Genomic DNA, 22,833 nt, shown 5'->3' with positions numbered 1-22,833 from the left:
CACGATTGATTAACCTTTTAAACTGGTTATTTAACTTCGATTTTCCTACCTTTGCCCCGTCTCTTCAAAACCCAAATAACATTGGAAAATAATCAGCTTACAACCGTTGAAACCGCTCAGGAACTAGGCCTAAGGCCGGAAGAATTCGATCGTATAAAGGAAATTTTAGGTCGCGTACCCAACTTTACAGAACTGTCGATCTTTTCGGTGATGTGGAGCGAACATTGCTCTTATAAAAACTCAATAGTTTGGCTAAAAACTTTGCCAAAGGATGGCCCGCGAATGCTTGCAAAAGCAGGTGAGGAAAACGCAGGAATGGTTGACCTTGGTGACGGAATTGCCTGTGTATTCAAGATAGAATCGCACAATCATCCTTCGGCTCTCGAGCCTTATCAGGGTGCCGCTACCGGTGTTGGTGGGATCAACCGCGATATTTTTACCATGGGCGCACGCCCGATCGCACAACTTAATTCGCTGCGTTTTGGCGATATAAACCTGGAAAAAACCAAATGGCTAATCAAAGGCGTGGTAAAAGGAATTGGCGACTACGGCAACGCGTTCGGTATTCCGACGGTGGGTGGCGAGTTGTTTTTTGACGAGTCGTACAATATCAATCCATTGGTAAATGCCATGTCGGCCGGCATTGTGAGAGTTGGCGAAACAGTATCGGCAACTTCCTACGGAGTTGGAAACCCGGTTTATATTGTTGGCTCTTCTACCGGTAAAGACGGAATTCACGGAGCGGCTTTCGCTTCAAAAGATATTACCGAAGATTCGGTGAACGATTTACCTTCCGTTCAGGTTGGCGATCCGTTCCAGGAGAAACTTTTATTAGAAGCTACGCTTGAGGTGATCAAAACCGGAGCTGTGGTAGGTATGCAGGATATGGGCGCTGCCGGTATCATTTGTTCAAATTCAGAAATGTCGGCTAAAGGCGAGCATGGAATGCGCATTTATCTTGATCGCGTTCCGACAAGACAGCAAAACATGAAGCCTTTTGAGATTCTTTTGTCCGAATCGCAGGAACGTATGCTGATTGTCGTTGAAAAAGGCAGGGAAAAGGATGTGGAAGCAGTTTTCGACAAATGGGATCTCAACTGTGCCATTATCGGGGAAGTAACGGATACAAAACGACTGGAATATTTCGTTAACGGCGAATTGGTTGCCGACGTACCTGCGGACGACCTCGTTTTAGGTGGCGGAGCACCGGTTTATCACCGGGAATATAAGGAACCAGCTTACTTCGAAGAATACAAGAAATTTTCGATAGACCGGGTTGAGGAGCCGCAAGACCTGAAAGTAGTTGCAGAACACCTGGTTTCACATCATAATATTGCATCAAAACGTTGGGTAACTGACCAGTACGATTCAATGATCGGAACCTCCACAGTCACAACCAACCGTCCAAGTGACGCGGCGATTGTTGCTGTTAAAGATACTGACAAAGCGATCGCCCTTACTGTTGACTGTAACTCAAGGTATGTAAATGCCGACCCTGAAACTGGCTGTGCTATTGCGGTAGCTGAAGCTGCACGGAACCTAACTTGCTCTGGGGCGGAACCGGTGGCGATCACCAATTGTTTAAATTTCGGGAATCCATATGTTCCGGAAGTTTACTGGCAGTTTGTAAGTGCGATCAAGGGAATGTCTAAAGCTTGTACCAAGTTTGAAACACCTGTTACCGGCGGTAACGTTTCGTTTTATAACCAGTCGTCGGACGAAGGCCCGGTTTTTCCTACGCCGACTATCGGTATGCTTGGCGTAATTGATGACCTGGACAGCGTAATGACTTCTGATTTTAAATCAGAAGGTGATCTGATTTTCCTTGTTGGTGAAAGTAAAAACGATATTTCCTCGTCACAATACCTGGCTTCTTTCCACAAAATTACCGCTTCGCCGGCTCCTTATTTTGATTTGGAAAAAGAATATGCCACCCACCAGGTAATTAAGCAACTTATCGGCGAAAAACTGATCGAATCGGCGCATGACGTAGCTGACGGCGGCTTGTATATAACGTTATTTGAATCGGCGATGCCGCAAAACTTAGGCTTCGATATCGAAAGCGATTCGGATATTCGTAAAGATGCATTTCTTTTCGGAGAAGCACAGGGCCGTATCGTAGTATCTGTTAAACCCGAGAAACAAGATCAATTCGTTGAAACGATGGCAACTTCAGAAATAGAGTTTTCATTGCTGGGTACCGTAACATCCGGAAGCCTGATTGTCGATAACGAGTTGTTTTCTACTGTTGGAGAATCAAAACAAGTATTCGACAGCGTGTTGCATAACATTCTTGGAAACTAGAGAAATAAGAAGGCCCCGATCGGGGCCTTTCTTTTGAAGTCTTATTTTTTCTTTTTGTCGGAATTCAGCTCTTTTGCTGCTTTTGACTTTTCTGATTTTGAAGTGTTTGGCGATCTCATTTCCTGAGATGCTTTGCTTTTTGAATCTTTTTTACTGTTAGGCATGATGTTATTAATTTAAGTTTAACAATAGGATTTGGATTAATAACAATCTACTTTAATGTCGGTTCTATCTAATTTGAATTATGTTTAGATTTAAACAGTTCAGCGTCGATCAAACCGATTGCGCTATGAAAATTAATACAGATGGCGTACTGCTGGCTGCCTTGTTAGTATCAGAAACTCCCAAAAGAATAATTGATATAGGAACCGGTACCGGCGTCATCGCTCTTATGCTTGCGCAGCGCTTTGAAAATGCCGCGCTTACCGGGATAGAGCTTGATGAGAAAGCCGTGAAAACTGCGAAGAAAAACTTTTCAGAATCATCGTTTTTATCGCGGGTAGAAGCATATAGCGGGCCTTTTCAAAGTTATTTTGTGGCGGAACAGGAACCGGTAGATTTGATTGTTTCTAATCCGCCCTTTTTTATCGATGCATTGAAATCGCCAAACAAGCAAAAGGAAATTGCAAAACACGCTGACATGTCTTTTTTTGATGATTTACTTCTTGCGGCGAAGACTTTTTTAAAACAATCGGGTGAGTTATGGCTAATCCTTCCTCCTGATACAGCTCAGAAAGTTTTAATCGCTGCAGAAAAATTCGACTTTCACCTTCATTTAATGATACGGCTGAAGTCATTCGAAAGCAGTCAGGAGCACAGGCACATTATCTCTTTAAGCAAGCAAAAGCGACAAGTGCATGAAACGCAATTCGTTATTTACTCAGGCCCCGGACAATATTCAGCACAATATCGCGAGGCTCTAAAAGACTTCTTCATAAATTTTTAATATTGTCATGGTTAAAATTGGGCTAATTTCCGATACACATAACTACCTGGACGACTTGGTTTTTAAGTATTTCGATGATCGCGACGAGATCTGGCATGCCGGTGATTTCGGTTCAATTGAACTAGCCGACAGATTAGCGAATTTTAAACCCTTAAAAGGTGTTTTTGGAAATATTGATGGCAAGGATATCCGGTTGACTTATCCGGAGAATTTACGGTTTATGTGTGAGAGCGTCGACGTCTGGATGACCCATATTGGAGGTTATCCTGATAAGTACAGTCCTAAGATTCGCGCTGAAATTTATCGTAATCCGCCAAAACTGTTTATAACCGGGCATTCTCATATTTTAAAGGTTATTTACGATAAGAAAATATCCTGTCTGCATATGAATCCGGGCGCTGCCGGCAAACAAGGTTGGCACAGGTTGCGGACTTTGCTCAGGTTTAATATTATTGAAGATAGAATCCTCGATCTGGAGATTATTGAATTGGGTCCTAAATAAAGAAAGCATGCATCCTGTAAAAACACTCGGTCAATTTATTATTGAAAAACAAGCTGATTTTCCCTATGCGAAAGGAGAGTTGTCACGATTGCTTCGCGACATAGGAATTGCAGCAAAAATTGTAAACCGCGAAATTAATAAGGCCGGGCTAATCGATATTTTAGGTGAAGTAGGAACCACCAATATACAGGGTGAATCGCAAAAAAAATTAGACGTTTACGCCAATGAACAGTTTATAGCCGCGCTGACAAGCGGAGGCGAATGCTGCATGGTTGTTTCGGAAGAAAACGAGGAAGTAAATCATATAGACTCACCGGTGTCAAGCGATGCAAAATATATTGTAGCTATCGATCCGCTTGACGGCTCGTCGAATATTGAGGTTAATGTAAGTGTAGGCACAGTTTTTTCTATTTACCGCCGGAGGTCTATTGATGGCAGGTGCACGCTCGAAGATATCTATCAAAAAGGTATTAATCAGGTTGCAGCAGGTTATGTCATTTATGGAACATCGACTATGCTGGTTTACACAACGGGCAAAGGAGTGAATGGCTTTACGCTCGATCCCTCCATCGGCGAATTTTGCCTCTCAAATCCCGATATGACGATGCCGAAGGACGGATATATTTACTCTGTTAACGAAGGTAATTATAGGCAGTTTCCGGAAGGGCTGAAAAAATACATTAAGTTTTGCCAGGAAGAGGATGAAGCTACCGGCCGGCCTTATACCGCCCGGTATGTTGGCTCAATGATCGCTGATCTACACCGCAGTATGATAAAAGGAGGGATTTTTATGTACCCCGCATCCGTAAATGCTCCTAAAGGAAAACTTCGACTGGTTTACGAGTGTAATCCTATGGCATTTATCGTTGAGCAGGCCGGGGGAAGAGCAACGACCGGTCAGCAACGTATTCTCGAACTGGAAGTAAATGAACTCCACCAGCGATCATCCATTTATATTGGCTCAGAAAACATGGTATCAAAAGTGGAGCAATTGTTAAACGAGTTTCCGGAATTGGGCGAATAGCGTCAAGAAATGAAAGTTTAAAGCAGCGATTGCCTTTTACATTCCTCTTCGAAAACAGAGTCAATGAGTAGCTTATCTTTCTGCAGGTACGCGGCTACGGCGAGCCTGTCGCAACGCTCATTCTCAGGGTGGCCGGCATGGCCTTTAATCCATTGAAATCTGATATTATGCAGTTTGTAAGATGCAAGGAAGCGGATCCAGAGATCCTTATTTTTTTTGCCTTCAAACCCTTTGTTCAGCCAGCCGAATACCCATTTCTTTTCAACGGCATCTACAACATACTTTGAGTCGGAATAGATAACGATATCTTGTTTAGGTTTTTTTATGGCTTCTAATCCGACGATAACGGCGAGCAGTTCCATCCGGTTATTCGTAGTCTTCCGGAATCCGCCGGAAATCTCCTTATAATGCTGGCCAGACCTTAAAATGGTCCCATAACCACCTGGTCCCGGATTTCCGCTTGAAGCTCCGTCTGTAAAAATTTCAATCGCCATTTGTCTGCAAACATCTTAAAATTATTTCAGTTAAAAGCCGCTAAATGCACTACTCTTTAACAAGAAACGGGATGTTGGCCGTTCCAACCTTGTTGTTTCCGTCACTTAGATAAACAAACAGGCGATAAGCGCCCTCTTTATCAGGCGCTTTTACTGTAGCACCTTTATCATTAGCGCTGTTTACTAATCCGGATATTGGCTGTGGTCTTGATTCGCGGTCGCCGCCGGTTTTCAGATCAGTGCTTTCCGGAAGCAACTCCCAGCGTGCCGTTAGTTTATCATGGTCGGGGTCTTTTCCAAATAACCTGGCAGCATACGTTTTGCCTGGCTGCAATGTGATAAAGTCAAGTACTTGCTTCCCGTCCAGTGTTAACGAGTCAATATGCGGTGCGCGATTAGCAGGCCATTTCCCTGTCCATAAATATTGCATAACATCAATTACTTCCGTTTCCTCGCCGGATTCGGTAAATAAACCGTACCACGTTGGTGTACGTTCCTGTTTCTGTCCCCAAAGAAAAACATACGACCCGACACAGTTTTTGTCAACCTTAATAGAAGCTTCGTAGCGGCTTTTATAAACGGCGGCTTTTTGGCTGCTCGTCTCCTCAACAGACGCCTTCCATGGTGTTTGTGGGCCTTCCCAGTGACCGGTTGGTCCCCATTCAGTTACCATATAAGGCCCATTATAACCAGCCTGGCGAATTTGTTGCGGAACACTGGCGAGTCCGCCATATACCTGGACAGACAAAAGATCAAGGTCGCGGCATCGTGGCAATAGCTCACTCATAACACCTGGATTGACACCAGCAAGCATCGTCGTGCTTAAATGATTCGGGTCTTCCTGGTGGATCATTTTTGAAATATCATTTACTGCGTCCCAAACCTTTGGGTTTTTATAGTCAAGGTTCAGCTCATTTCCAATTCCCCATGCCAGAAGCGCCGGATGATTCCGATATTTAATTACTTGCTGACGCAATGTTTCGAGTTGTTTGTGTACCGCGGCGGTATCGTTGTAGTTGAAACCATGACGTTCACGCGCAACGTTTAACCCCAAAGTTACTGTGAGGCCAAGCTTTTGAGCATTGTCTAAAATAGTATCAGCGTCTCTGGTATCCCAGGTCCTGACTGAATTACCTCCGTACTTTGCTAAGCGATCAATGTACTTTTTGCCGCCTGCACCCTTTATGAAATATGGTTTTCCGTTTCGCGTTAGCGTATAACCAGTTGTTGACTTTACAACTTTAGTTTTAACGGGTTGGGCATTTGCTATTCCGCAAAATCCTGACAATATAGTCGCGGCAGAAAAAAGAATCAACGATTTCATTTGATGAGCTGACTGATTACTTGGTAAAGATGTTCAATTTTCCAACAACGGAAATACTGGAAACAAAAAAAGCAGCCGTTAAGCTGCTTATATTTCGGGTAAGTAATGGGGCTCGAACCCACGACCCCTAGAACCACAATCTAGTGCTCTAACCAACTGAGCTATACCTACCGTTTATGAGATTGCAAAAATATCAATCTTTATTCTATTATCAAGTTTTAAAGGTTGTTTTTTTAAAATTGCCCGCAAATTGCTGATAGTCAATTTGGCAAATAAATGAACAGCCGGTGGAATAACTGTTTACTTATTCAAAAGAGCTTACACACTCTTCCGAATACTCGATAAAGTAGATGAAATCATCTTCATTCTTTAATTCACCAGAGCTAAACGAAATTTTTCTGCCCCAGTTCTCCCAAAAAACTTCGTAAAGATAACGGCCGTTCTTTTCCAATATTTCCATCACATAATGATTGAAAAGCCGGTACTTGACCTTTCCGTTTTTCAGGAATTCCGGCTCAATTTTAAATCTTTTCAATATTTCCGGAGAGATGATCATAATTAAAACCTACGTATGAAGCTGGAAAATGTTTCGAAATTTTTTAAGGTTTGCGAAGAAAAATCTGAGACAACAGAGCAGTGATTCAATCAATAATCGTCATAACTTCACTGATGTTTTTTTAGTCACTTGATTTTCAAGTTATTGAGAAAATGTGCGTTTAAACTCATTTCTTAAAAAAAAAATTTGCAATTCAATTTATTGTGTATATTTGTAATGCCCTCCCAAAGGGCATGTTTTTCATAGGTAGATGTAGGGTCGAGTACTAGTATTCGACCCTTTTTTATTGCTCTTATTTCAGGTTATATTTGTTCGATATGACACGTAAAAAAAAGGTCGTCCTGGCCGTTACCGGAGCAAGCGGGGCCGTATACGCGAAAGTTTTATTAGACAAGCTCACTAAGCTTCACGATCAGATTGAAGACGTCGGTCTGATAATGTCCGACAACGCAAAACAGGTTTGGGAATATGAGCTTCTAAATACAGATTATCTGAATTACCAGTTTAAAACGTATTCAAAGGATGATTTTTTTGCACCCTTCGCGTCCGGTTCAGCGAAGTATGACACGATGATTGTATGTCCGTGTTCCATGGGTACATTGGGTCGAATCGCTACCGGTGTATCTAACGATCTGACCACACGCGCTGCAGATGTAATTTTAAAGGAACGCCGCAAGCTGGTACTGGTTGTACGAGATACTCCGTTTAGTTTGATTCATATCAACAATATGAAAATTATAACTGAGGCAGGTGGAATTATTTGCCCGGCAAACCCATCATTTTATAGTTTGCCGGAAAGTATTGAAGATGTCGCAGAAACCGTTGTTAGCCGTATTATTGATCTTTGCGGTTTTGAGAACGAGTCCTACCGCTGGGGTGAGGATTAAACATGTCAAAGCACTGATAATTAGCTAATCCTCAAAAAAAATTAATCCTTATCTTTGCAGCCTGAAAGTTATGGGCAAAAAAGTAGCATTTTATACATTAGGCTGTAAGTTAAATTATTCGGAAACATCTGCAATTGGCAGGCAATTTCAGAACGCAGGTTTTGAAACTGTTGATTTTACTGCTGCACCTGACGTGTTTGTTATCAATACTTGCTCGGTTACTGATAATGCCGACAAAAAATGCCGGAAGGTGGTTAAGGAGGCGTTAAAACAGTCGCCAAATGCCTATATAACCATTGTTGGTTGTTACGCGCAGTTGAAGCCAAAGGAGATTTCTGAAATTCCCGGGGTGGATATGGTGCTTGGCGCTGCAGAAAAATTTCAAATAATAGATCATATTACAGATCTGACTAAAAAGCCCAAAGCTGTAGTCTACAATCAACCGATAGAATTTGCTAATCAGTTCAATTCCTCGTTTTCAATTGGTGACAGAACACGAACCTTTCTAAAAGTTCAGGATGGGTGCGATTACTCCTGTACGTTTTGTACGATCCCACTGGCGCGCGGTTCAAGCCGAAGTGACACGATTGAAAATATTGTTAAACAGGCAAATGAAATTGCTGCTTCCGGAGTAAAGGAGATTGTATTAACTGGTGTAAATATCGGCGATTTCGGTATAATAGATGGCAAACGCGGAAATCGTTTTTTTGAACTGGTTAAGGAACTGGATAATGTTGAAGGGATCGACCGGATTAGAATATCATCGATAGAACCGAATCTGTTAACGGATGAAATTATCGAATTTGTAGCGACGTCGAATCGTTTTGTGCCGCACTTTCATATTCCGTTACAGTCTGGCTCAAATAAAATCTTGTCGCTTATGCGCCGGCGTTACCGTCGCGAACTTTACAGCGACAGGGTTGCTAAAATCAAATCCTTAATGCCAGATGCGTGTATTGGTGTCGACGTAATTGTGGGCTTCCCTGGCGAATCCCGCGAAGATTTTATTGATACTTATAACTTTTTAAATGAGTTGAATATCTCTTATCTGCACGTTTTTACTTACTCGGAGAGAGAAAATACGTTGGCCGCAACAATGGAGAACACTGTTCCGGGCTCGTTGCGTGCTGACAGAAGCAAAATGCTGCATATACTTTCTGAAAAGAAAAGACGTGCCTTTTACGAAAGTCAGCTGAATACATCTGCGACAGTACTGTTTGAAGGCGATAACAAAGATGGAATCATGCACGGTTTTACGGCTAATTATGTCAAAGTTAAAGCGCTATATGATCCATTACTTGTAAATGAATTAAAAAGAGTTCGCCTTATTTCTATTGCCGCTGATGGGGAAGTTGACATAGAAGAAGAGTCAGAAGTGTTTGTCCATTAAGCATTTTTTTAAGCGAAATACAACCTTCCACAAGTAATCCTTATACTTGTGCCTTAAAAATGTATCATCCGTAACATTCATTTATGTTCCCGACTATATCTTATCTTCTGAATTATTTATTTGGCATTCAAATCCCTCTTCCTGTACAAACCTTCGGCTTTTTTGTAGCTATGGCGTTTATTGCTGGTTACTGGGCGTTTACCCAGGAACTTAAACGGAAGGAAGCGGACGGCCTTATTCATCCTTTCAAAAGAACTGTCAAAGTAGGAGAAGCTCCCCATCCGCTGGAGCTCGTATTGAACGGAATATTTGGCTTTATCATCGGTTATAAGCTGGTATACGGTATTTTTAACTATTCCGAATTTGTTAATGATCCACAAGGTTCTTTGTTATCATTAAAAGGAAATTTTATTGGCGGACTGGTTGTTGCAGCAGTATTTGCTTACTGGGCGTACTCTGAAAAAAAGAAGGCTCAATTACCACAACCTAAGGAAGTGCAGGAAACGGTACATCCGTACCAGTTGATGAGTTCGGTTGTTGTATGGGCTGCTGTTTGGGGCTTCCTCGGTGCGAAGATTTTCAACAGTCTGGAATACTTTGATAACTTCCTTAAAGATCCCGTGGCCGATTTATTATCATTCAGCGGTTTAACATTTTACGGAGGATTGATTTGCGGAGGTGCCGCGGTGCTTTATATTGTTTACCAACGTGGAATTAGGCCCTTGGTAATGTTAGATGTGGGTGCGCCGGGAATGATGCTTGCCTATGCCGTAGGCCGTATCGGCTGTCATCTTTCTGGTGATGGCGACTGGGGAATTGTCAATTCAAATCCTAAGCCTTCGTTATTGAACTTTCTGCCTGACTGGATGTGGTCTTTTAAGTTTCCTCACAATGTGATCAACGAAGGTGTTCCAATTGCCGGATGTACCGGGCGTTATTGCAGTGAGCTTCCAATGGCTGTTTATCCCACTTCGTTTTACGAGGTTATCATATGCCTTATTCTTTTCGTAATACTTTGGAGTATACGTAAAAATATTAAAGCAACCGGATTTATGTTTTCGCTATACCTCGTGTTAAATGGACTTGAGCGGTTTTTTATTGAACACATCCGGGTGAACTCATTATATCATGTTTTCGGTTACGCTTTTACACAAGCCGAACTCATCTCGTTTATTATGATAATTTTAGGGATAGCAGGAATGATTTGGACATCCAGACGTTATAGAAATGAGAAGACGCAATTGACAACTGATTTCTAATTCCAATAAAGCGAGAGATGAATTTAGAAGAAATTACTTTTAAGGTTTCGGAGATCGCAAGGTCGGCTGGCTCGTTTATACGTAATGAGTCGCTAAATTTCAGTTCCTCAAAAATCGAGTACAAAGGATTGAATGACCTGGTATCATATGTTGATAAAGAAGCAGAGAAAAGGATCGTAGAAGGGCTGAAGTCCTTGCTCCCGGAGGCAGGTTTTATCACCGAAGAAAAGACATTGAATATACAGGGCGAAGATTACAACTGGATCGTTGATCCGCTGGATGGAACAACTAATTTTATACATGGCCTGCCGGCGTATTCGGTAAGTATAGCGTTAGAGTATCAGGGAGCACTTGTATCTGGCGTTGTGTATGAAATAAACCGGGATGAATGTTTTTACGCCTGGAAAGATGGTGGTGCCTGGCTTAATGGAACTAAGATTAAAGTTTCTGAAAATGTCGACCTTTCCCAATCATTGCTTGCTACCGGGTTTCCTTATTACAAATTTGATTTGCTTGAAAAATATATTAATGTTTTCAGGGATTTGACACAGGTTTGCCATGGCCTTCGCAGGGTTGGTTCTGCAGCGGTTGACCTGGCCTATGTTGCCTGTGGACGCTATGATGGATATTTTGAATACAATCTCAATTCGTATGATATGGCTGCAGGTATAGTCCTTGTCAATGAAGCCGGCGGACAGACATTCAATTTTTCAGGCGGAACAGAATATTTCAATTCGCGTGAAATTGTTGCTACCAACAAAAAAATCACAGACGAGTTACTGTCTGTGATTCAGAAATATTTTTAAATTTTTAATTTACAACGCTTCAGAAACCACTTCGGTAACCTCCGGAACCATGCGTTTCAAAAGAGCTTCAATACCAGCCTTCAATGTGATGGTTGATGACGGACAACCGCTGCATGAACCCCTCAATTCAACAGTTACAACGCCTTCGTTAAACGATTTGTACGTAATGGCTCCGCCGTCCTGTTCAACTGCTGGACGGACATAATCATGAAGAATTTGCTGAATTTTAACTTCTGCTTCATTGCCTTCGAACGAAACTTCCTGTTCAGATATGTCGTCTTTAACTTTTAATTCTGCTTCGACAGCGCCTTTAACGAAATCTTTTAATACCGGTTCAATATCATCCCAGCTTGCAGTTTCTGTTTTGGTAACTGTTACGAAGTTGCTGGCAAAAAATACACCGTTAACAAAATCAAACTTAAACAGCTCCTTTGCAAAAGGTGATTTTTCAGCGCTCTCTTTGGTAGCATAATCAACACTGCCGTTAATCAGTAATTTGTTTACCAAAAACTTCATAGTAGCAGGATTTGGCGTTGATTCTGTAAATACGTTTATGTTCGATGTTGCTGTGCTCATGACAAAATTATTTGTATACAAAAATACCATTTTTTAGAGGCCGGTATATAGCTTGCAGAGTTTTTACCGCAAAATGACTGCTAGGCCCCGGTATAAGTTTCCGGACTAATACGCTTAATTTCTTCTTTAACTGATGAGGAGATATTAAGTGTTTCGACAAAGCCTGCAATTGTTTCCGCATTCACCTGATGGTTTGTGCGGGTTAGCTCTTTCAGTGCTTCGTATGGATTAGGATAAGACTCTCTTCTGAGGATTGTTTGAATAGCTTCGGCAACAACGGCCCAGTTATCATTCAGATCGCTTTTAATTTTCGCTTCGTTAAGCAGGAGTTTATTCAGCCCTTTAATTGTCGACTTGATGGCAATCAGCGTATGCGCCATCGGAACACCTATATTCCTGAAAACGGTCGAATCTGTAAGGTCGCGCTGAAGCCTGGAAACCGGAAGTTTTGCAGCTAAATGCTCAAATAAAGCGTTGGCTATGCCAAGATTTCCTTCTGAGTTTTCAAAATCGATCGGGTTAACTTTATGCGGCATCGCGGATGATCCTACTTCGCCGGCTTTGATTTTCTGCTTGAAATAATTCATTGAGATATAGGTCCACATATCGCGGTCCAGGTCAATCAAAATGCTGTTAATTCGTTTTAATGCGTCGCAATGTGCAGCGAAGTTGTCGTAATGCTCAACTTGGGTAGTGTACTGTGAACGGTTCAGCTTTAAAGTTCCGTTTACAAAATTGTTCGCGAAAACAACCCAGTCAATCTTTGGATAAGCAATTACATGCGCGTTAAAATTTCCTGTTGCACCACCAAACTTTGCAGAAAACGGAATATGCTTAAGCAATTTGATTTGAGCTTCAATCCGCTCAACAAAAACCAGTATTTCTTTTCCAAGGCGTGTTGGAGATGCCGGTTGTCCATGTGTATGGGCTAGCATTGGTATGTCCTTCCAGTCCCCGGCAAGTTTTTTAAGCAGGTCTTTTAGTCCGTTAATCGCCGGCATATAGCTTTTTTCAACTGCCAATTTAAACGAGTGAGGGATAGAAGTGTTGTTAATATCCTGAGAAGTTAAGCCGAAGTGAATGAATTCCTTAAAGTCGGACAAACCTAAATTATCGAACTTTTCTTTTAGAAAATATTCTACCGCTTTAACATCGTGATTCGTGACTTTTTCGATTTCCTTTACACGTTCTGCATCATCCTGGTGGAAGCGTTCGTAAATCCTTCGTAAATCAGCGAACTTTGACTTGTCAAAATCTTTTAACTGAGGTAACGGCAGTTCACAAAGTGCAATGAAGTACTCAATTTCAACATACACTCTAAATTCAATTAAAGCTGCCTCCGAGAAATAAGAAGCAAGTTCATGAGTAGTGTTTCTATAACGTCCGTCAACAGGCGATATAGCGTATAAAGGCGAAAAGCTCATTTTTTGTGAATTAAAGGCCAAAGTTACATTTTTTGTTAATTGCGGCAATTGTTCGATTCGTTAATATTGGCTTAACGCGAAATAGATAAATTGCCAACAAAAAGATATCAATGAAATTCAAGCAAATCATCTCTGCAGCAGTCTGTTTTATGGCGGTTTTAAATGTATCGGGACAAAGCTATTCGCAATTAAGCGGTTATACTTTTGAAAAAGGAAATAAATATGTTGGTACTTTAATCGGAAAGGAAGGCCCGGTGAAACTTATTGGCGCCGGTTCGGAAAAATTCCGGCTAAAAGGATACAAGCTCTATGTAAATACGAAAGCACTTAATGACAAGTGGCGGGATGTAATGATCGCCGATAACGAAAATCATATTGACACGTTCAGAATCGTACGAAACGACTTCCTGAAAAATCCTGTTGTTGCACATCGCGGAGCATGGAAGAACACAGGCGAGACCGAGAATTCAATCGGTTCTTTAAAAAAGGCAATAGAGCTAGGTTGTTCGGGCAGCGAAACCGACGTTCATCTTTCCGGCGATTCTGTTATTTATATTCACCACGATCCTAAACTTCAGGGCGTGGCGATTGAACAAACAACGTCTGCTGAACTTTCCAAATTAAAGCTTTCCAACGGTGAGCAACTTCCAACTCTTGAAGCTTACCTGCAGGAGGTAATGACACAAAATAAAACAAAACTTGTCCTGGAAATTAAAGCATCGATTGTGAGTAAGGAACGTTCCCTGGCGCTCACAAAAAAGGTATTGAACATGGTACATGAACAAAAAGCACAAGCCTGGATTACTTATATAAGTTTCGATTGGGATGTTTGTAAGCTTATCAGGCAGTTGCAGCCTTACGCTAACGTTGAGTACCTGAACGGTGACAAATCAGTCGGCGAATTATCTGAAAACAAAATGAATGGCCTGGATTACCATTACAGCGTCCTGAAAAAGAACGAAGCTATTTTTAAAGAAGCCGGCGAGAAAAATATCGACGTAAATGTGTGGACAGTAAATGACGAGGCTGATATGGATTGGCTGCTTAAAAATAAGGCAGATTTCATTACGACAAACGAACCTGAAATATTGCTTAAAAAGCTGGCCAAATAATCTCATTCATTTTATTAGATATTTTTTCCTCGGAAACTTTTGAATTGAAAAAAGTTTCCGTAGTTTTGCGTTGATAAAATTTTACCATTAATTGGATATTAAGGAGCATATTTTAACAGAAACCGATAAGCTTTTTTGCCGGTATGGTATTAAAAGTGTTACGATGGATGATATCGCCAGGCAGTTGGGCATATCGAAAAAAACGATATACCAGTTTTTTAAAGATAAAAACGAACTGGTTCAAGTATTGATAGCAGGCCGGATGGAATTGCAGGAATGTGCGATAGACGTTTCAATCAAAAACTCGGAAAACGCCGTTGAGGAAATTTTTTCCAGTGTAACAGAAATGAAACAATTATTATCTAATACCAACGCAATGCTTTTTTACGACTTGCAAAAATATCATCCGGAAGTTTGGAACATTTTCAAAAAATTTAAAGATACCAAGTTAAAAGAGGCGATACGCAGCAATCTGGAACGGGGGATACACGAAAATCTCTTTAGGTCGGACATTAATATTGATATACTGACACGCTTAAGATTAGAACAGGTAGAACGAGTGTTATCAGGAATGTATATGACTAATGATTACAGTTTAGTTGAAGTGATGACTGAAATAACAGAACATTTTTTATATGGGGTTTGCTCGCTAAAAGGGCATCAATTGCTAAACGAATACAGAAACACGAATGAAAACTAAACTCTCACTAATGAAACAGTTATACACACTAATATTTGTGTTTGCAGGATTTACCGCTGTCGCGCAGCAGGATACCTCGCAAATACATAATTTCAACTTGCAGCAATGTATTGATTACGCTTACGAGCATCAGGTTAGCGTTAAAAACGCGCAGCTTGACATAAAGAAAGCGGAATATAAAGTCAAAGAAACCATCGGCATTGGTTTACCGCAAATAGATGGTACCGCAAATTTTCAGGATTATCTGAAGTTGCCAACTACTTTGCTTCCCGGTGAGTTTGTAGGGCAGCCAGGCACCTTTATCCCAGTTAAATTTGGCGTAAAATATCAAAGTACAGTGGCGTTTCAGGCCACGCAATTGCTATTTAACGGTACGTATCTGGTAGGATTGAAAGCATCGAAAACTTACAAGGAATTATCTCAGCGGAGTTTTACCAGGACTCAGATAGAAACAAATGCATCCGTAACCAAGGCCTATTACCAGGTTTTGGTTAACGATGAGCAACTGAGGCTGGTGGACGCTAACATTAAAGAAATAGCACAACAACGTAATGAAGTAACTCAGTTGAATAAGCAGGGTTTTTCGGAAAAGATTGACGTAGATAGGATTAATGTCCAATATAACAACCTGGTAACCGCGCGCGAAAATACAGTGCGCTCACTGGCGTTGGCTGTGCAACTTCTAAAATTCCAGATGGGAATGCCTGTTTCGGAGAATCTTATTATTAAAGAAAAGATTGCAAACCTGAATATCAGCGAAGCAGCGAACAGCAATACTGCGATGGATTCAACAGCTTATCACAACCGGATTGAGTATGGATTGCTTGAAACTCAGAAAAAATTAAATGAGCTGGATCTGAAACGTTATAAAAGCCAATATCTTCCAACTTTATCGGCGTTTTCGAACGGATCATACTCCTTTCAAAATAACTTCTTCAACAATTTGTACGGAAATTCTTTTCCCTCCCTTATTGTCGGCTTACAATTGAATGTGCCGATTTTCAGTGGATTGCAACGCCTTAACCAGGTTAGACAAGCCAATGTTGAGGTATTGAAAAGTATTAATACGTTGAACGATACCAAAAATTCTATCAATCTCCAGGTACAGCAGGCGAGAACGAATTTTAGCAATTCACTTGCGTCATACAATAATCAGAAGCAAAATATGGATCTCGCAAATGAAGTGCTTCGGGTTTCAAAAATTAAATATCAGCAGGGCGTTGGTTCAAGTATCGAAGTAACCCAGGCACAAACGCAATTAGAAACCGCCGAGTTGAATTATATCGAAGCATTATATAATGCGCTAGTTAGCAGAGTTGATTTAAATCAGGCATTAGGTAATATCAAGTAATCTCCCAACAACAAATAGTATGAAACGATCATTTTACCCTTTAATATTTATTTTTCTGGCAGCTTGCGGCGGCAAAAAAGATAAGCAAACTGAACTCGCTGACTTGAAAAAACAGCAGGCGGAAATAGCGCAAAAAATTGCCGTTCTTGAATCCCAAACCGGTAAGCAAGATTCTACCGATAGCAAAGCTGATGTTTCGGTTGTAAGTATCGAACCGTCGACTTTCAAAAACTATGTTGAAGTTCAGGGAACGATTGACGCTGAAGACAATGTAACACCAAATGCGGAAGCTGGCGGAGTGATCACGGCAATCTATGTTCATCCCGGTCAGCAGGTAAGTAAAGGCCAGGTTTTGGTTCAACTTGACAACAAGACGGTACAACAGCAAATCGCCCAGGCACAGGCCCAGGTGGAACTTACAAACAGCCTTTATGATCGTCAAAAGAACCTTTGGGATCAAAAAATTGGAACCGAAGTTCAGTTTATTCAGGCTAAAACCAACCGCGATGTCGCACAGAAACAAATGTCAACTTTGCGTGCTCAGTCGAACATGTATCGCATCGTTTCGCCTATCAGCGGAACGGTTGACCAGATGGATTTAAAACTGGGACAAGTTATACAGCCGGGAAGCCAGGGAATTCGCATTGTAAATCTGAGCCGTTTAAAAGTTAAGGCAAATATCGCCGAATCATACGCTGGTACTATTAAGCAGGGTGATCATGTACTAATCAGCATTCCTGACGCTGCTGATTCAGTTGATGCTGTTGTTACCTATGCGTCTAAAGTTATCGATCCAACTTCGCGTAGCTTTAATGTTGAGGTTAAACTTCCGTCGAAAAATACTTTGAAACCGAATATGACGGCGGTATTGAAAATCGTATCTTACAATAAGCCAAATGCATTGGTTGTTCCTTTAAAAGCTATTCAAAAAACCCCGGATGGTTCTTTCATTTACTTAGCCGATAACAATGCTGCCAAACGTATTGCTGTAAAAACCGGAAATATTTACGGAGGGCAGCAGGAGATTTTAGCAGGAATCAAAGCAGGAGACAAGGTGATTACGGAAGGTGCGCAGAATCTTGAAGATGGCGATCCGGTTACTATCGTTAATTAACCGAAGTATTGAAACCAAAATCTGAAACCAGATGCAAGATATAGAGAAAGAGTTTAAACCGTCAAGCTGGGCCATTGACAATAAAACGGCCATTTATGCTTTGACGGTAATTATAACCATCATGGGTTTGATAGGTTATAATAATTTGTCTAAGGAAAACTTTCCCGAGGTACAAATACCTAAGATTTTTGTTAGTACTGCTTATCCAGGAACATCTCCGGATAACATGGAGAAATTGGTGACTAAGCAACTTGAAAAACAGCTTAAAGCCACGCAGGGATTAAAAAAACTCACATCGAACTCGTACCAGGATTATTCGATCATTACTGCAGAGTTTGACATAAACGTGGACATGACCGTTGCCAAACAGCGGGTAAAAGATGCGGTAGACCGAGCTAAACCAGACCTTCCTACCAGCGACACAAGATTTAAAGATCCGGTAGTTCAGGACATTAATCTTTCGGACCTTCCTGTAATGTATATCAATTTATCAGGTAATTATGATCTGAAAAAGTTGAAAGAATACGCAGATGATTTGCAGGAAAAGATTGAAAGTTTTCCTGAAATTTCAAAGGTAGATATTGTTGGTGCGCTTGATCGTGAAATTCAAATTAACGTTGATTTGAATAAGATGGCTGCCGCTCAGCTTAGCTTTCAGGATATCGGCCAGGCAGTTGGTTCTGAAAACGTTACTTCTTCCGGAGGAACCGTTCCTGTTGACGGTGTAAGAAGAAGCATTAACGTGAAGATGGATTTCAAATCCGCTGATGATCTTCAAAACCTTGTGATCCAAAATCCTTCTGGTAAAACGATTTATCTCCGGGACATTGCCGAAATTAAAGACAGCTTTAAAACGCAGGAAAGCTACGCCAGATTATATGGAAAGAATGTAATTACATTAAACGTTATAAAACGAAGCGGTGAGAACCTGATTGAGGCTTCTGATAAAATCCAGGCGCTGATTAAGGATATGCAAAAAGACCAGTTGCCAAAAGGGTTAAACATTACAATTACCGGCGACCAGTCTGACCAAACACGCGTCACCCTGCACGATTTAATTAACACGATCATCATCGGTTTCGTACTCGTTACTATTGTCTTGATGTTCTTTATGGGTGTTACAAATGCGATCTTTGTTGCGCTTTCCGTTCCTTTATCGTGTTTCCTTGCATTTATCGCCATGCCAATGCTTGGCGGTCTTTTCGATTTCAAGTTTACCTTGAACATGATCGTACTCTTCTCCTTCCTGCTTGCGCTCGGGATTGTTGTGGATGATGCGATCGTCGTAATCGAAAACACACACCGTATTTTCAACAACGGTAAAGTACCGATCAAAAAAGCTGCAAAAATGGCTGCTGGCGAGGTGTTTATGCCGGTACTTTCCGGAACAGCTACGACATTGGCACCGTTTATTCCGCTGCTTTTCTGGAATAGTATAATCGGGAAGTTCATGTTTTTCCTGCCTGCCACATTGATTGTAACGCTGGTAGCATCATTGATTATCGCTTATATTATCAATCCTGTCTTCGCGGTCGATTTCATGAAGCCGCACACGGAACATGAACACGGCAAACCAAAGTTCGACCGCCAGGTAAAACGTACCTCAATCGGCTTTGCAGTATTTGCCCTGCTCGGTTACCTGATGAATGTAGGCATTGGAAACTTCGTTATATTTATTTATTTGCTTTATATATTCCATCATTTTGTCCTGGAAGGCGTCATCAAAAGCTTCCAGGAACACGGGTGGCCAAGATTCCAGAACTGGTATACTAAAAGGCTCGAATGGTTCCTTCACAGGCCGTGGACAACCTTATTAGGAACGGTTGGATTGCTGGTACTTTCGATAGTATTTACGGTAATCAGAAGTCCGAAAGTTGAGTTTTTCCCTTCTTCGGATCCAAACTTCGTTTACGTTTACATTTCACTTCCTGTTGGTACTGATCAGGCATATACTAATCAGATTACGAAAAAGGTTGAAGACCGTGTCATCGGAGTAGTTTCAAAAGATGGTAAAATTGACCCTGTAGTATCATCAGTGATTTCGAATGTTACGAAAGGTGTAACTGATCCTCAGGACGAAGACCAGGGTGATTATCCAAACCGTGGTAAAGTGACCGTTGCTTTCGTAGAATTTGGTAAAAGGAATGGCGCAGATACAAAAACATATCTGACTAAAATTCGGAATGCTGTAAAAGGAATACCTGGCGCTCAGATAAGTGTTAACCAGGAACAAAGCGGTCCGCCGACGGCCAAACCGATCAGTATTGAGATTTCCGGAGATAACCTGGATACATTGGTAAAAACGTCCGAACGCCTGCGTGCATATCTGACGAAAAAGAATATTCCAGGGGTTGAGGAATTACGATCAGATTTTCAAAATAATAAGCCTGAAATAGTTTTCGATGTAGACCGCGAACGTGCTAATCGTCAAGGTATCACTTCTAACACAATCGCTCAAAATTTAGGTGCGGCGATTTACGGGTATGAAGTTTCAAAGTTTCATGATCAGAAAGAAGATTATGAAATAAATGTCAGGGCCGAGGAATCGCAACGCAATAACATTGATGCACTCCGTAACATGAAAATGACTTACCGTGACATGGGCATGGGGGGAATTATACGTCAGGTTCCTATTTCTGCAGTAGCGAATGTCGATTACGTTAATTCCTATGGGGGTATCAAACGTAAGCAGCAAAAACGGATCATTATTTTAGGATCAAACGTGTTAACCGGGTTCAACGCTAACGATGTAGTTGCCAGTATAAAAAGAGAAGTAAGCAGTTATAAACTTCCTGCCGGAATAACGGTGAATATGGCTGGAGAGCAGGAAGAACAAAATGAAGCCGCTTCGTTCCTTGCCGGTGCGCTTTTATCGGCTATTGGTATGATCATCCTGATCCTGATCTTACTGTTTAACTCAATCGGTAAGACACTGATTATTTTAAGTGAGATCATATTCAGTATCATCGGCGTATTATTAGGATTAACGATATTCAACATGAGTTTCGTAATTGTAATGACGATGGTTGGTATCATTGCACTGGCCGGTGTGGTAGTCCGAAACGGTATTTTGCTGGTAGAGTTCTCTGATTATATGATCGAACAGGGGATGTCAGGCTATGATGCCGCTGTTGAAGCTGGCCGTACCCGGATGACGCCGGTAATTCTTACAGCAATTGCCGCGATACTTGGATTAATTCCGCTGGCAGTCGGGTTGAATATCGATTTCACCACGTTGTTTACAGAATTCAATCCTCACCTTTACTTTGGTGGCGATAACGTAGCATTCTGGGGGCCGTTATCATGGACAATGATCTTCGGGTTAGCATTCGGAACGTTCCTTACGTTAATATTGGTTCCTTGTATGTACCTGATCCGTATTAATATGAAGGCATGGCTTCGTGCTAAATTTAAAAAGCAACCTGCTGCTAAAGCGGAAGTAAAAACTCTTGAAGAAAACTATCAATAATAAAGAAAGCACCCAAATGGGTGCTTTTCTTTTAAACAAAAAAACCTCCGCGATTAGCGGAGGTTTTTTTGTTGACCTTAAGGTTCAATTATTTCTTAACTGAATCTTTAGCAGCTGAAGCTGAAGAATCTACAGTGTCTTTTGCAGCTGAAGCAGTTGAATCGATTGAATCAGTTTTAACTGAAGCAGTTGAATCGATAGTGTCAGAAGTAGCTTCTGAAGTTTTGTTTGAGTTACAAGCAGCAACTGACAAAGAGATAGCTAAAGCTAAGAAACCGAATTTGAATAAATTTTTCATGTTGTTTTGTTCTTAAAGTAATTAATAAGTTTACAGCTTAATACCTGCCTTTTTAAAAGGTAACCCGAAAAAAATTAAAAAAATAAAAAAACCCGCAAAAAGCGGGTTCATCATTTAGAAATGTTGTAATTACATTTTCTTTGTAGTGTCAGCCTTAGCTGTGTCAGTCACAGTTGAATCAGTTGTACTAACAGTATCAGTTGTAACTGTTGAATCTACAGTAGTAGAATCTGCTGATGTTGCGCTTTTGTTTGAGCTGCATGCAGCAACTGATAACGAAACTGCTAATGCTAAAAATGCTACGTTGAATAATCTTTTCATGTGTTTTTGATAAAGTTTAATAATTATAAAAAAAGAACCGTCTGCTAACCGACGATTCTTTAGAGTTTACTATTTTGTTGTATCCGCCGCAGTAGAGTCGAGCGTTGTACTGCTCGTAGTATCGGTGCCCATTACGCCCGTGCTATCAGTAGTACTCATTGATGTGTCAGTTACAGTCGAATCTGAACTGCCGCCTGATTTGTTAGAATTACAAGCCGCGATTGATAATGCAATTCCCATTGCAATTAATCCTGTTTTTAATGTGTTTTTCATAGTGTAGTTTTATTTTAGTTCTTCCCTTAATTCCTTTAATCAATAAAAAGTAACCCTTTGCGTTATAAATTAATTCCCGATTTTTTTTCTTTATCATTGGGTTACTATTCATCAAACATCGTATTAAAGAGTGAACAGAGAGTTAAGAAAGTCATTCCCAGCAGATAGCGAAGTAATTGAGGGTGTATTAAAAGGCTCAGAAGAAACACTTAACCAGTTGTATAAAGCATATTTCCCGATGGTTTTGCAGTTTATTTTAAGCAACACGGGTGATGATGATGATGCGAAAGACATATACCAGGAAACCATCATCGTTTTGTACAACAAAATTAAGAGCGGGAATTTCCAGTTAAGCAGTAAGCTTAAAACTTTTATCTACTCTGTTGCAAGGCGGCTATGGCTGAAGAAGCTTAGTCAGAAGAGCAGAAGTTCAAATAATATAAAGGATTTTGAAGATATTCTGCCTGTTGAAGATGATCTCGAATCATATGAAGAGAAGGACAGGCAATTCAAAAAAATAGAGACAGCTCTCAGCCAGATTGGCGAACCTTGCAAAACTATATTGGAGGATTTTTACATGCAAAGTAAATCCATGCAGGATATCTGCGAAAAATTTGGATATACTAATGCCGATAATGCAAAGAATCAAAAATATAAATGCTTGCAGCGATTGAAAAAACTGTTTTTTCAGTCTTAATATATA

Annotated in this window: 23 protein-coding genes and 1 tRNA gene; 14 read left to right on the top strand and 10 right to left on the bottom strand. The window is 40.9% G+C overall.

What is annotated here, in order from left to right:
• The first annotated feature begins 81 nt into the window (after positions 1–81).
• Positions 82–2,304 carry a phosphoribosylformylglycinamidine synthase subunit PurL gene (gene purL, locus GS399_RS09560; RefSeq protein ID WP_160844401.1) on the top strand — a complete coding sequence of 741 codons (2,223 nt, stop codon included), beginning with the start codon at positions 82–84 and terminating at the stop codon, positions 2,302–2,304.
• 41 nt (positions 2,305–2,345) lie between these two features.
• Here purL and GS399_RS20980 read toward each other — a convergent pair whose 3' ends face one another.
• Positions 2,346–2,468 (bottom strand): hypothetical protein, encoded by a 123-nt coding sequence (locus GS399_RS20980; RefSeq protein WP_255491625.1) that lies wholly within the window; start codon positions 2,466–2,468, stop codon positions 2,346–2,348.
• An 80-nt stretch (positions 2,469–2,548) separates the two neighbouring features.
• Between GS399_RS20980 and GS399_RS09555 the strand changes: the two genes are divergently transcribed.
• The 3 genes from GS399_RS09555 to fbp are packed head-to-tail and all read left to right on the top strand — an operon-like array spanning position 2,549 to position 4,776.
• A complete protein-coding gene (locus GS399_RS09555) occupies positions 2,549–3,250 on the top strand; it encodes a tRNA1(Val) (adenine(37)-N6)-methyltransferase (protein ID WP_369410113.1) in 702 nt (233 codons plus the stop codon).
• A 7-nt stretch (positions 3,251–3,257) separates the two neighbouring features.
• Positions 3,258–3,752 carry a metallophosphoesterase family protein gene (locus GS399_RS09550; protein WP_160844399.1) on the top strand — a complete coding sequence of 165 codons (495 nt, stop codon included), beginning with the start codon at positions 3,258–3,260 and terminating at the stop codon, positions 3,750–3,752.
• A gap of 7 nt (positions 3,753–3,759) precedes the next feature.
• A complete protein-coding gene (gene fbp, locus GS399_RS09545; RefSeq protein WP_160844398.1) occupies positions 3,760–4,776 on the top strand; it encodes a class 1 fructose-bisphosphatase in 1,017 nt (338 codons plus the stop codon).
• A 17-nt stretch (positions 4,777–4,793) separates the two neighbouring features.
• On the opposite strand, the gene rnhA is transcribed toward fbp, so the two are convergent.
• From rnhA to GS399_RS09525, 4 genes are all read right to left on the bottom strand, one after another.
• Positions 4,794–5,270, bottom strand: coding sequence for a ribonuclease HI (gene rnhA / locus GS399_RS09540; protein ID WP_160844397.1), 477 nt, complete (start codon positions 5,268–5,270; stop codon positions 4,794–4,796).
• Positions 5,271–5,319: 49 nt separating this feature from the next.
• A complete protein-coding gene (locus GS399_RS09535) occupies positions 5,320–6,594 on the bottom strand; it encodes a glycoside hydrolase family 2 TIM barrel-domain containing protein (RefSeq protein WP_160844396.1) in 1,275 nt (424 codons plus the stop codon).
• A 97-nt stretch (positions 6,595–6,691) separates the two neighbouring features.
• Positions 6,692–6,765: transfer RNA gene (locus GS399_RS09530), tRNA-His, on the bottom strand.
• A gap of 133 nt (positions 6,766–6,898) precedes the next feature.
• Positions 6,899–7,150, bottom strand: coding sequence for a hypothetical protein (locus GS399_RS09525; protein ID WP_160844395.1), 252 nt, complete (start codon positions 7,148–7,150; stop codon positions 6,899–6,901).
• A gap of 317 nt (positions 7,151–7,467) precedes the next feature.
• Between GS399_RS09525 and GS399_RS09520 the strand changes: the two genes are divergently transcribed.
• The 4 genes from GS399_RS09520 to GS399_RS09505 all read left to right on the top strand — a co-directional run bounded on the left by GS399_RS09520 (position 7,468) and on the right by GS399_RS09505 (position 11,492).
• Entirely contained in the window at positions 7,468–8,037 is a 570-nt protein-coding gene (locus tag GS399_RS09520) for a UbiX family flavin prenyltransferase (protein WP_160844394.1), read from the top strand.
• A gap of 70 nt (positions 8,038–8,107) precedes the next feature.
• Positions 8,108–9,427 (top strand): tRNA (N(6)-L-threonylcarbamoyladenosine(37)-C(2))-methylthiotransferase MtaB, encoded by a 1,320-nt coding sequence (gene mtaB, locus GS399_RS09515; RefSeq protein WP_160844393.1) that lies wholly within the window; start codon positions 8,108–8,110, stop codon positions 9,425–9,427.
• A gap of 83 nt (positions 9,428–9,510) precedes the next feature.
• Complete coding sequence (locus GS399_RS09510; RefSeq protein ID WP_160844392.1) at positions 9,511–10,686, top strand: prolipoprotein diacylglyceryl transferase; 1,176 nt, start codon at positions 9,511–9,513, stop codon at positions 10,684–10,686.
• A 17-nt stretch (positions 10,687–10,703) separates the two neighbouring features.
• Positions 10,704–11,492, top strand: coding sequence for an inositol monophosphatase family protein (locus GS399_RS09505; protein WP_160844391.1), 789 nt, complete (start codon positions 10,704–10,706; stop codon positions 11,490–11,492).
• 9 nt (positions 11,493–11,501) lie between these two features.
• Here the strand turns inward: GS399_RS09505 and GS399_RS09500 are convergent, their stop codons facing one another.
• A complete protein-coding gene (locus GS399_RS09500; protein WP_160844390.1) occupies positions 11,502–12,068 on the bottom strand; it encodes a NifU family protein in 567 nt (188 codons plus the stop codon).
• Positions 12,069–12,148: 80 nt separating this feature from the next.
• Positions 12,149–13,492, bottom strand: a complete 1,344-nt coding sequence (gene purB / locus GS399_RS09495) for an adenylosuccinate lyase (RefSeq protein ID WP_160844389.1) — start codon at positions 13,490–13,492, stop codon at positions 12,149–12,151.
• Positions 13,493–13,602: 110 nt separating this feature from the next.
• Here purB and GS399_RS09490 point away from each other — a divergent pair, with 110 nt between their 5' ends.
• From GS399_RS09490 to GS399_RS09470, 5 genes are all read left to right on the top strand, one after another.
• Complete coding sequence (locus GS399_RS09490; RefSeq protein ID WP_237487921.1) at positions 13,603–14,604, top strand: glycerophosphodiester phosphodiesterase; 1,002 nt, start codon at positions 13,603–13,605, stop codon at positions 14,602–14,604.
• 91 nt (positions 14,605–14,695) lie between these two features.
• Positions 14,696–15,304, top strand: coding sequence for a TetR/AcrR family transcriptional regulator (locus tag GS399_RS09485; protein ID WP_160844388.1), 609 nt, complete (start codon positions 14,696–14,698; stop codon positions 15,302–15,304).
• A 10-nt stretch (positions 15,305–15,314) separates the two neighbouring features.
• Positions 15,315–16,655: a TolC family protein gene (locus GS399_RS09480; protein ID WP_160844387.1), complete on the top strand. Its 1,341-nt coding sequence runs from the start codon at positions 15,315–15,317 to the stop codon at positions 16,653–16,655.
• Between the two features lie 19 nt (positions 16,656–16,674).
• The gene (locus GS399_RS09475) at positions 16,675–17,769 is read left to right on the top strand and encodes an efflux RND transporter periplasmic adaptor subunit (RefSeq protein ID WP_160844386.1); all 1,095 of its coding nucleotides are present in this window, start codon (positions 16,675–16,677) and stop codon (positions 17,767–17,769) included.
• A 31-nt stretch (positions 17,770–17,800) separates the two neighbouring features.
• Positions 17,801–21,238, top strand: a complete 3,438-nt coding sequence (locus tag GS399_RS09470) for an efflux RND transporter permease subunit (protein WP_160844385.1) — start codon at positions 17,801–17,803, stop codon at positions 21,236–21,238.
• An 88-nt stretch (positions 21,239–21,326) separates the two neighbouring features.
• On the opposite strand, the gene GS399_RS09465 is transcribed toward GS399_RS09470, so the two are convergent.
• From GS399_RS09465 to GS399_RS09455, 3 genes are all read right to left on the bottom strand, one after another.
• The gene (locus tag GS399_RS09465; RefSeq protein WP_160844384.1) at positions 21,327–21,536 is read right to left on the bottom strand and encodes a hypothetical protein; all 210 of its coding nucleotides are present in this window, start codon (positions 21,534–21,536) and stop codon (positions 21,327–21,329) included.
• 129 nt (positions 21,537–21,665) lie between these two features.
• Entirely contained in the window at positions 21,666–21,857 is a 192-nt protein-coding gene (locus GS399_RS09460) for a hypothetical protein (RefSeq protein ID WP_160844383.1), read from the bottom strand.
• A 69-nt stretch (positions 21,858–21,926) separates the two neighbouring features.
• A complete protein-coding gene (locus GS399_RS09455) occupies positions 21,927–22,130 on the bottom strand; it encodes a hypothetical protein (RefSeq protein WP_160844382.1) in 204 nt (67 codons plus the stop codon).
• Between the two features lie 130 nt (positions 22,131–22,260).
• Between GS399_RS09455 and GS399_RS09450 the strand changes: the two genes are divergently transcribed.
• Entirely contained in the window at positions 22,261–22,827 is a 567-nt protein-coding gene (locus tag GS399_RS09450; protein WP_160844381.1) for an RNA polymerase sigma factor, read from the top strand.
• The last annotated feature ends 6 nt before the right edge of the window (positions 22,828–22,833 follow it).

Origin of the sequence: Hufsiella arboris, from assembly GCF_009834875.1 — a bacterium.
GTDB lineage: Bacteria > Bacteroidota > Bacteroidia > Sphingobacteriales > Sphingobacteriaceae > Hufsiella_A > Hufsiella_A arboris.
This window is presented reverse-complemented; position numbering and strand designations above follow the sequence as displayed.

What these genes read in the sequence shown, in the direction of transcription:
- GS399_RS09505 (WP_160844391.1), top strand. Translation starts at nt 10,704, where the DNA reads ATGAATTTAGAAGAAATTACTTTTAAGGTTTCGGAGATCGCAAGGTCG.
- GS399_RS09510 (WP_160844392.1), top strand. Translation starts at nt 9,511, where the DNA reads ATGTTCCCGACTATATCTTATCTTCTGAATTATTTATTTGGCATTCAA.
- GS399_RS09525 (WP_160844395.1), bottom strand. Translation starts at nt 7,150, where the DNA reads ATGATCATCTCTCCGGAAATATTGAAAAGATTTAAAATTGAGCCGGAA.
- rnhA (WP_160844397.1), bottom strand. Translation starts at nt 5,270, where the DNA reads ATGGCGATTGAAATTTTTACAGACGGAGCTTCAAGCGGAAATCCGGGA.
- GS399_RS09455 (WP_160844382.1), bottom strand. Translation starts at nt 22,130, where the DNA reads ATGAAAAACACATTAAAAACAGGATTAATTGCAATGGGAATTGCATTA.
- GS399_RS09460 (WP_160844383.1), bottom strand. Translation starts at nt 21,857, where the DNA reads ATGAAAAGATTATTCAACGTAGCATTTTTAGCATTAGCAGTTTCGTTA.
- mtaB (WP_160844393.1), top strand. Translation starts at nt 8,108, where the DNA reads ATGGGCAAAAAAGTAGCATTTTATACATTAGGCTGTAAGTTAAATTAT.
- GS399_RS09500 (WP_160844390.1), bottom strand. Translation starts at nt 12,068, where the DNA reads ATGAGCACAGCAACATCGAACATAAACGTATTTACAGAATCAACGCCA.
- GS399_RS09535 (WP_160844396.1), bottom strand. Translation starts at nt 6,594, where the DNA reads ATGAAATCGTTGATTCTTTTTTCTGCCGCGACTATATTGTCAGGATTT.
- fbp (WP_160844398.1), top strand. Translation starts at nt 3,760, where the DNA reads ATGCATCCTGTAAAAACACTCGGTCAATTTATTATTGAAAAACAAGCT.
- purB (WP_160844389.1), bottom strand. Translation starts at nt 13,492, where the DNA reads ATGAGCTTTTCGCCTTTATACGCTATATCGCCTGTTGACGGACGTTAT.
- GS399_RS09550 (WP_160844399.1), top strand. Translation starts at nt 3,258, where the DNA reads ATGGTTAAAATTGGGCTAATTTCCGATACACATAACTACCTGGACGAC.
- GS399_RS09475 (WP_160844386.1), top strand. Translation starts at nt 16,675, where the DNA reads ATGAAACGATCATTTTACCCTTTAATATTTATTTTTCTGGCAGCTTGC.
- GS399_RS09490 (WP_237487921.1), top strand. Translation starts at nt 13,603, where the DNA reads ATGAAATTCAAGCAAATCATCTCTGCAGCAGTCTGTTTTATGGCGGTT.
- GS399_RS20980 (WP_255491625.1), bottom strand. Translation starts at nt 2,468, where the DNA reads ATGCCTAACAGTAAAAAAGATTCAAAAAGCAAAGCATCTCAGGAAATG.
- GS399_RS09480 (WP_160844387.1), top strand. Translation starts at nt 15,315, where the DNA reads ATGAAACAGTTATACACACTAATATTTGTGTTTGCAGGATTTACCGCT.
- GS399_RS09470 (WP_160844385.1), top strand. Translation starts at nt 17,801, where the DNA reads ATGCAAGATATAGAGAAAGAGTTTAAACCGTCAAGCTGGGCCATTGAC.
- GS399_RS09465 (WP_160844384.1), bottom strand. Translation starts at nt 21,536, where the DNA reads ATGAAAAATTTATTCAAATTCGGTTTCTTAGCTTTAGCTATCTCTTTG.
- GS399_RS09520 (WP_160844394.1), top strand. Translation starts at nt 7,468, where the DNA reads ATGACACGTAAAAAAAAGGTCGTCCTGGCCGTTACCGGAGCAAGCGGG.
- GS399_RS09555 (WP_369410113.1), top strand. Translation starts at nt 2,549, where the DNA reads ATGTTTAGATTTAAACAGTTCAGCGTCGATCAAACCGATTGCGCTATG.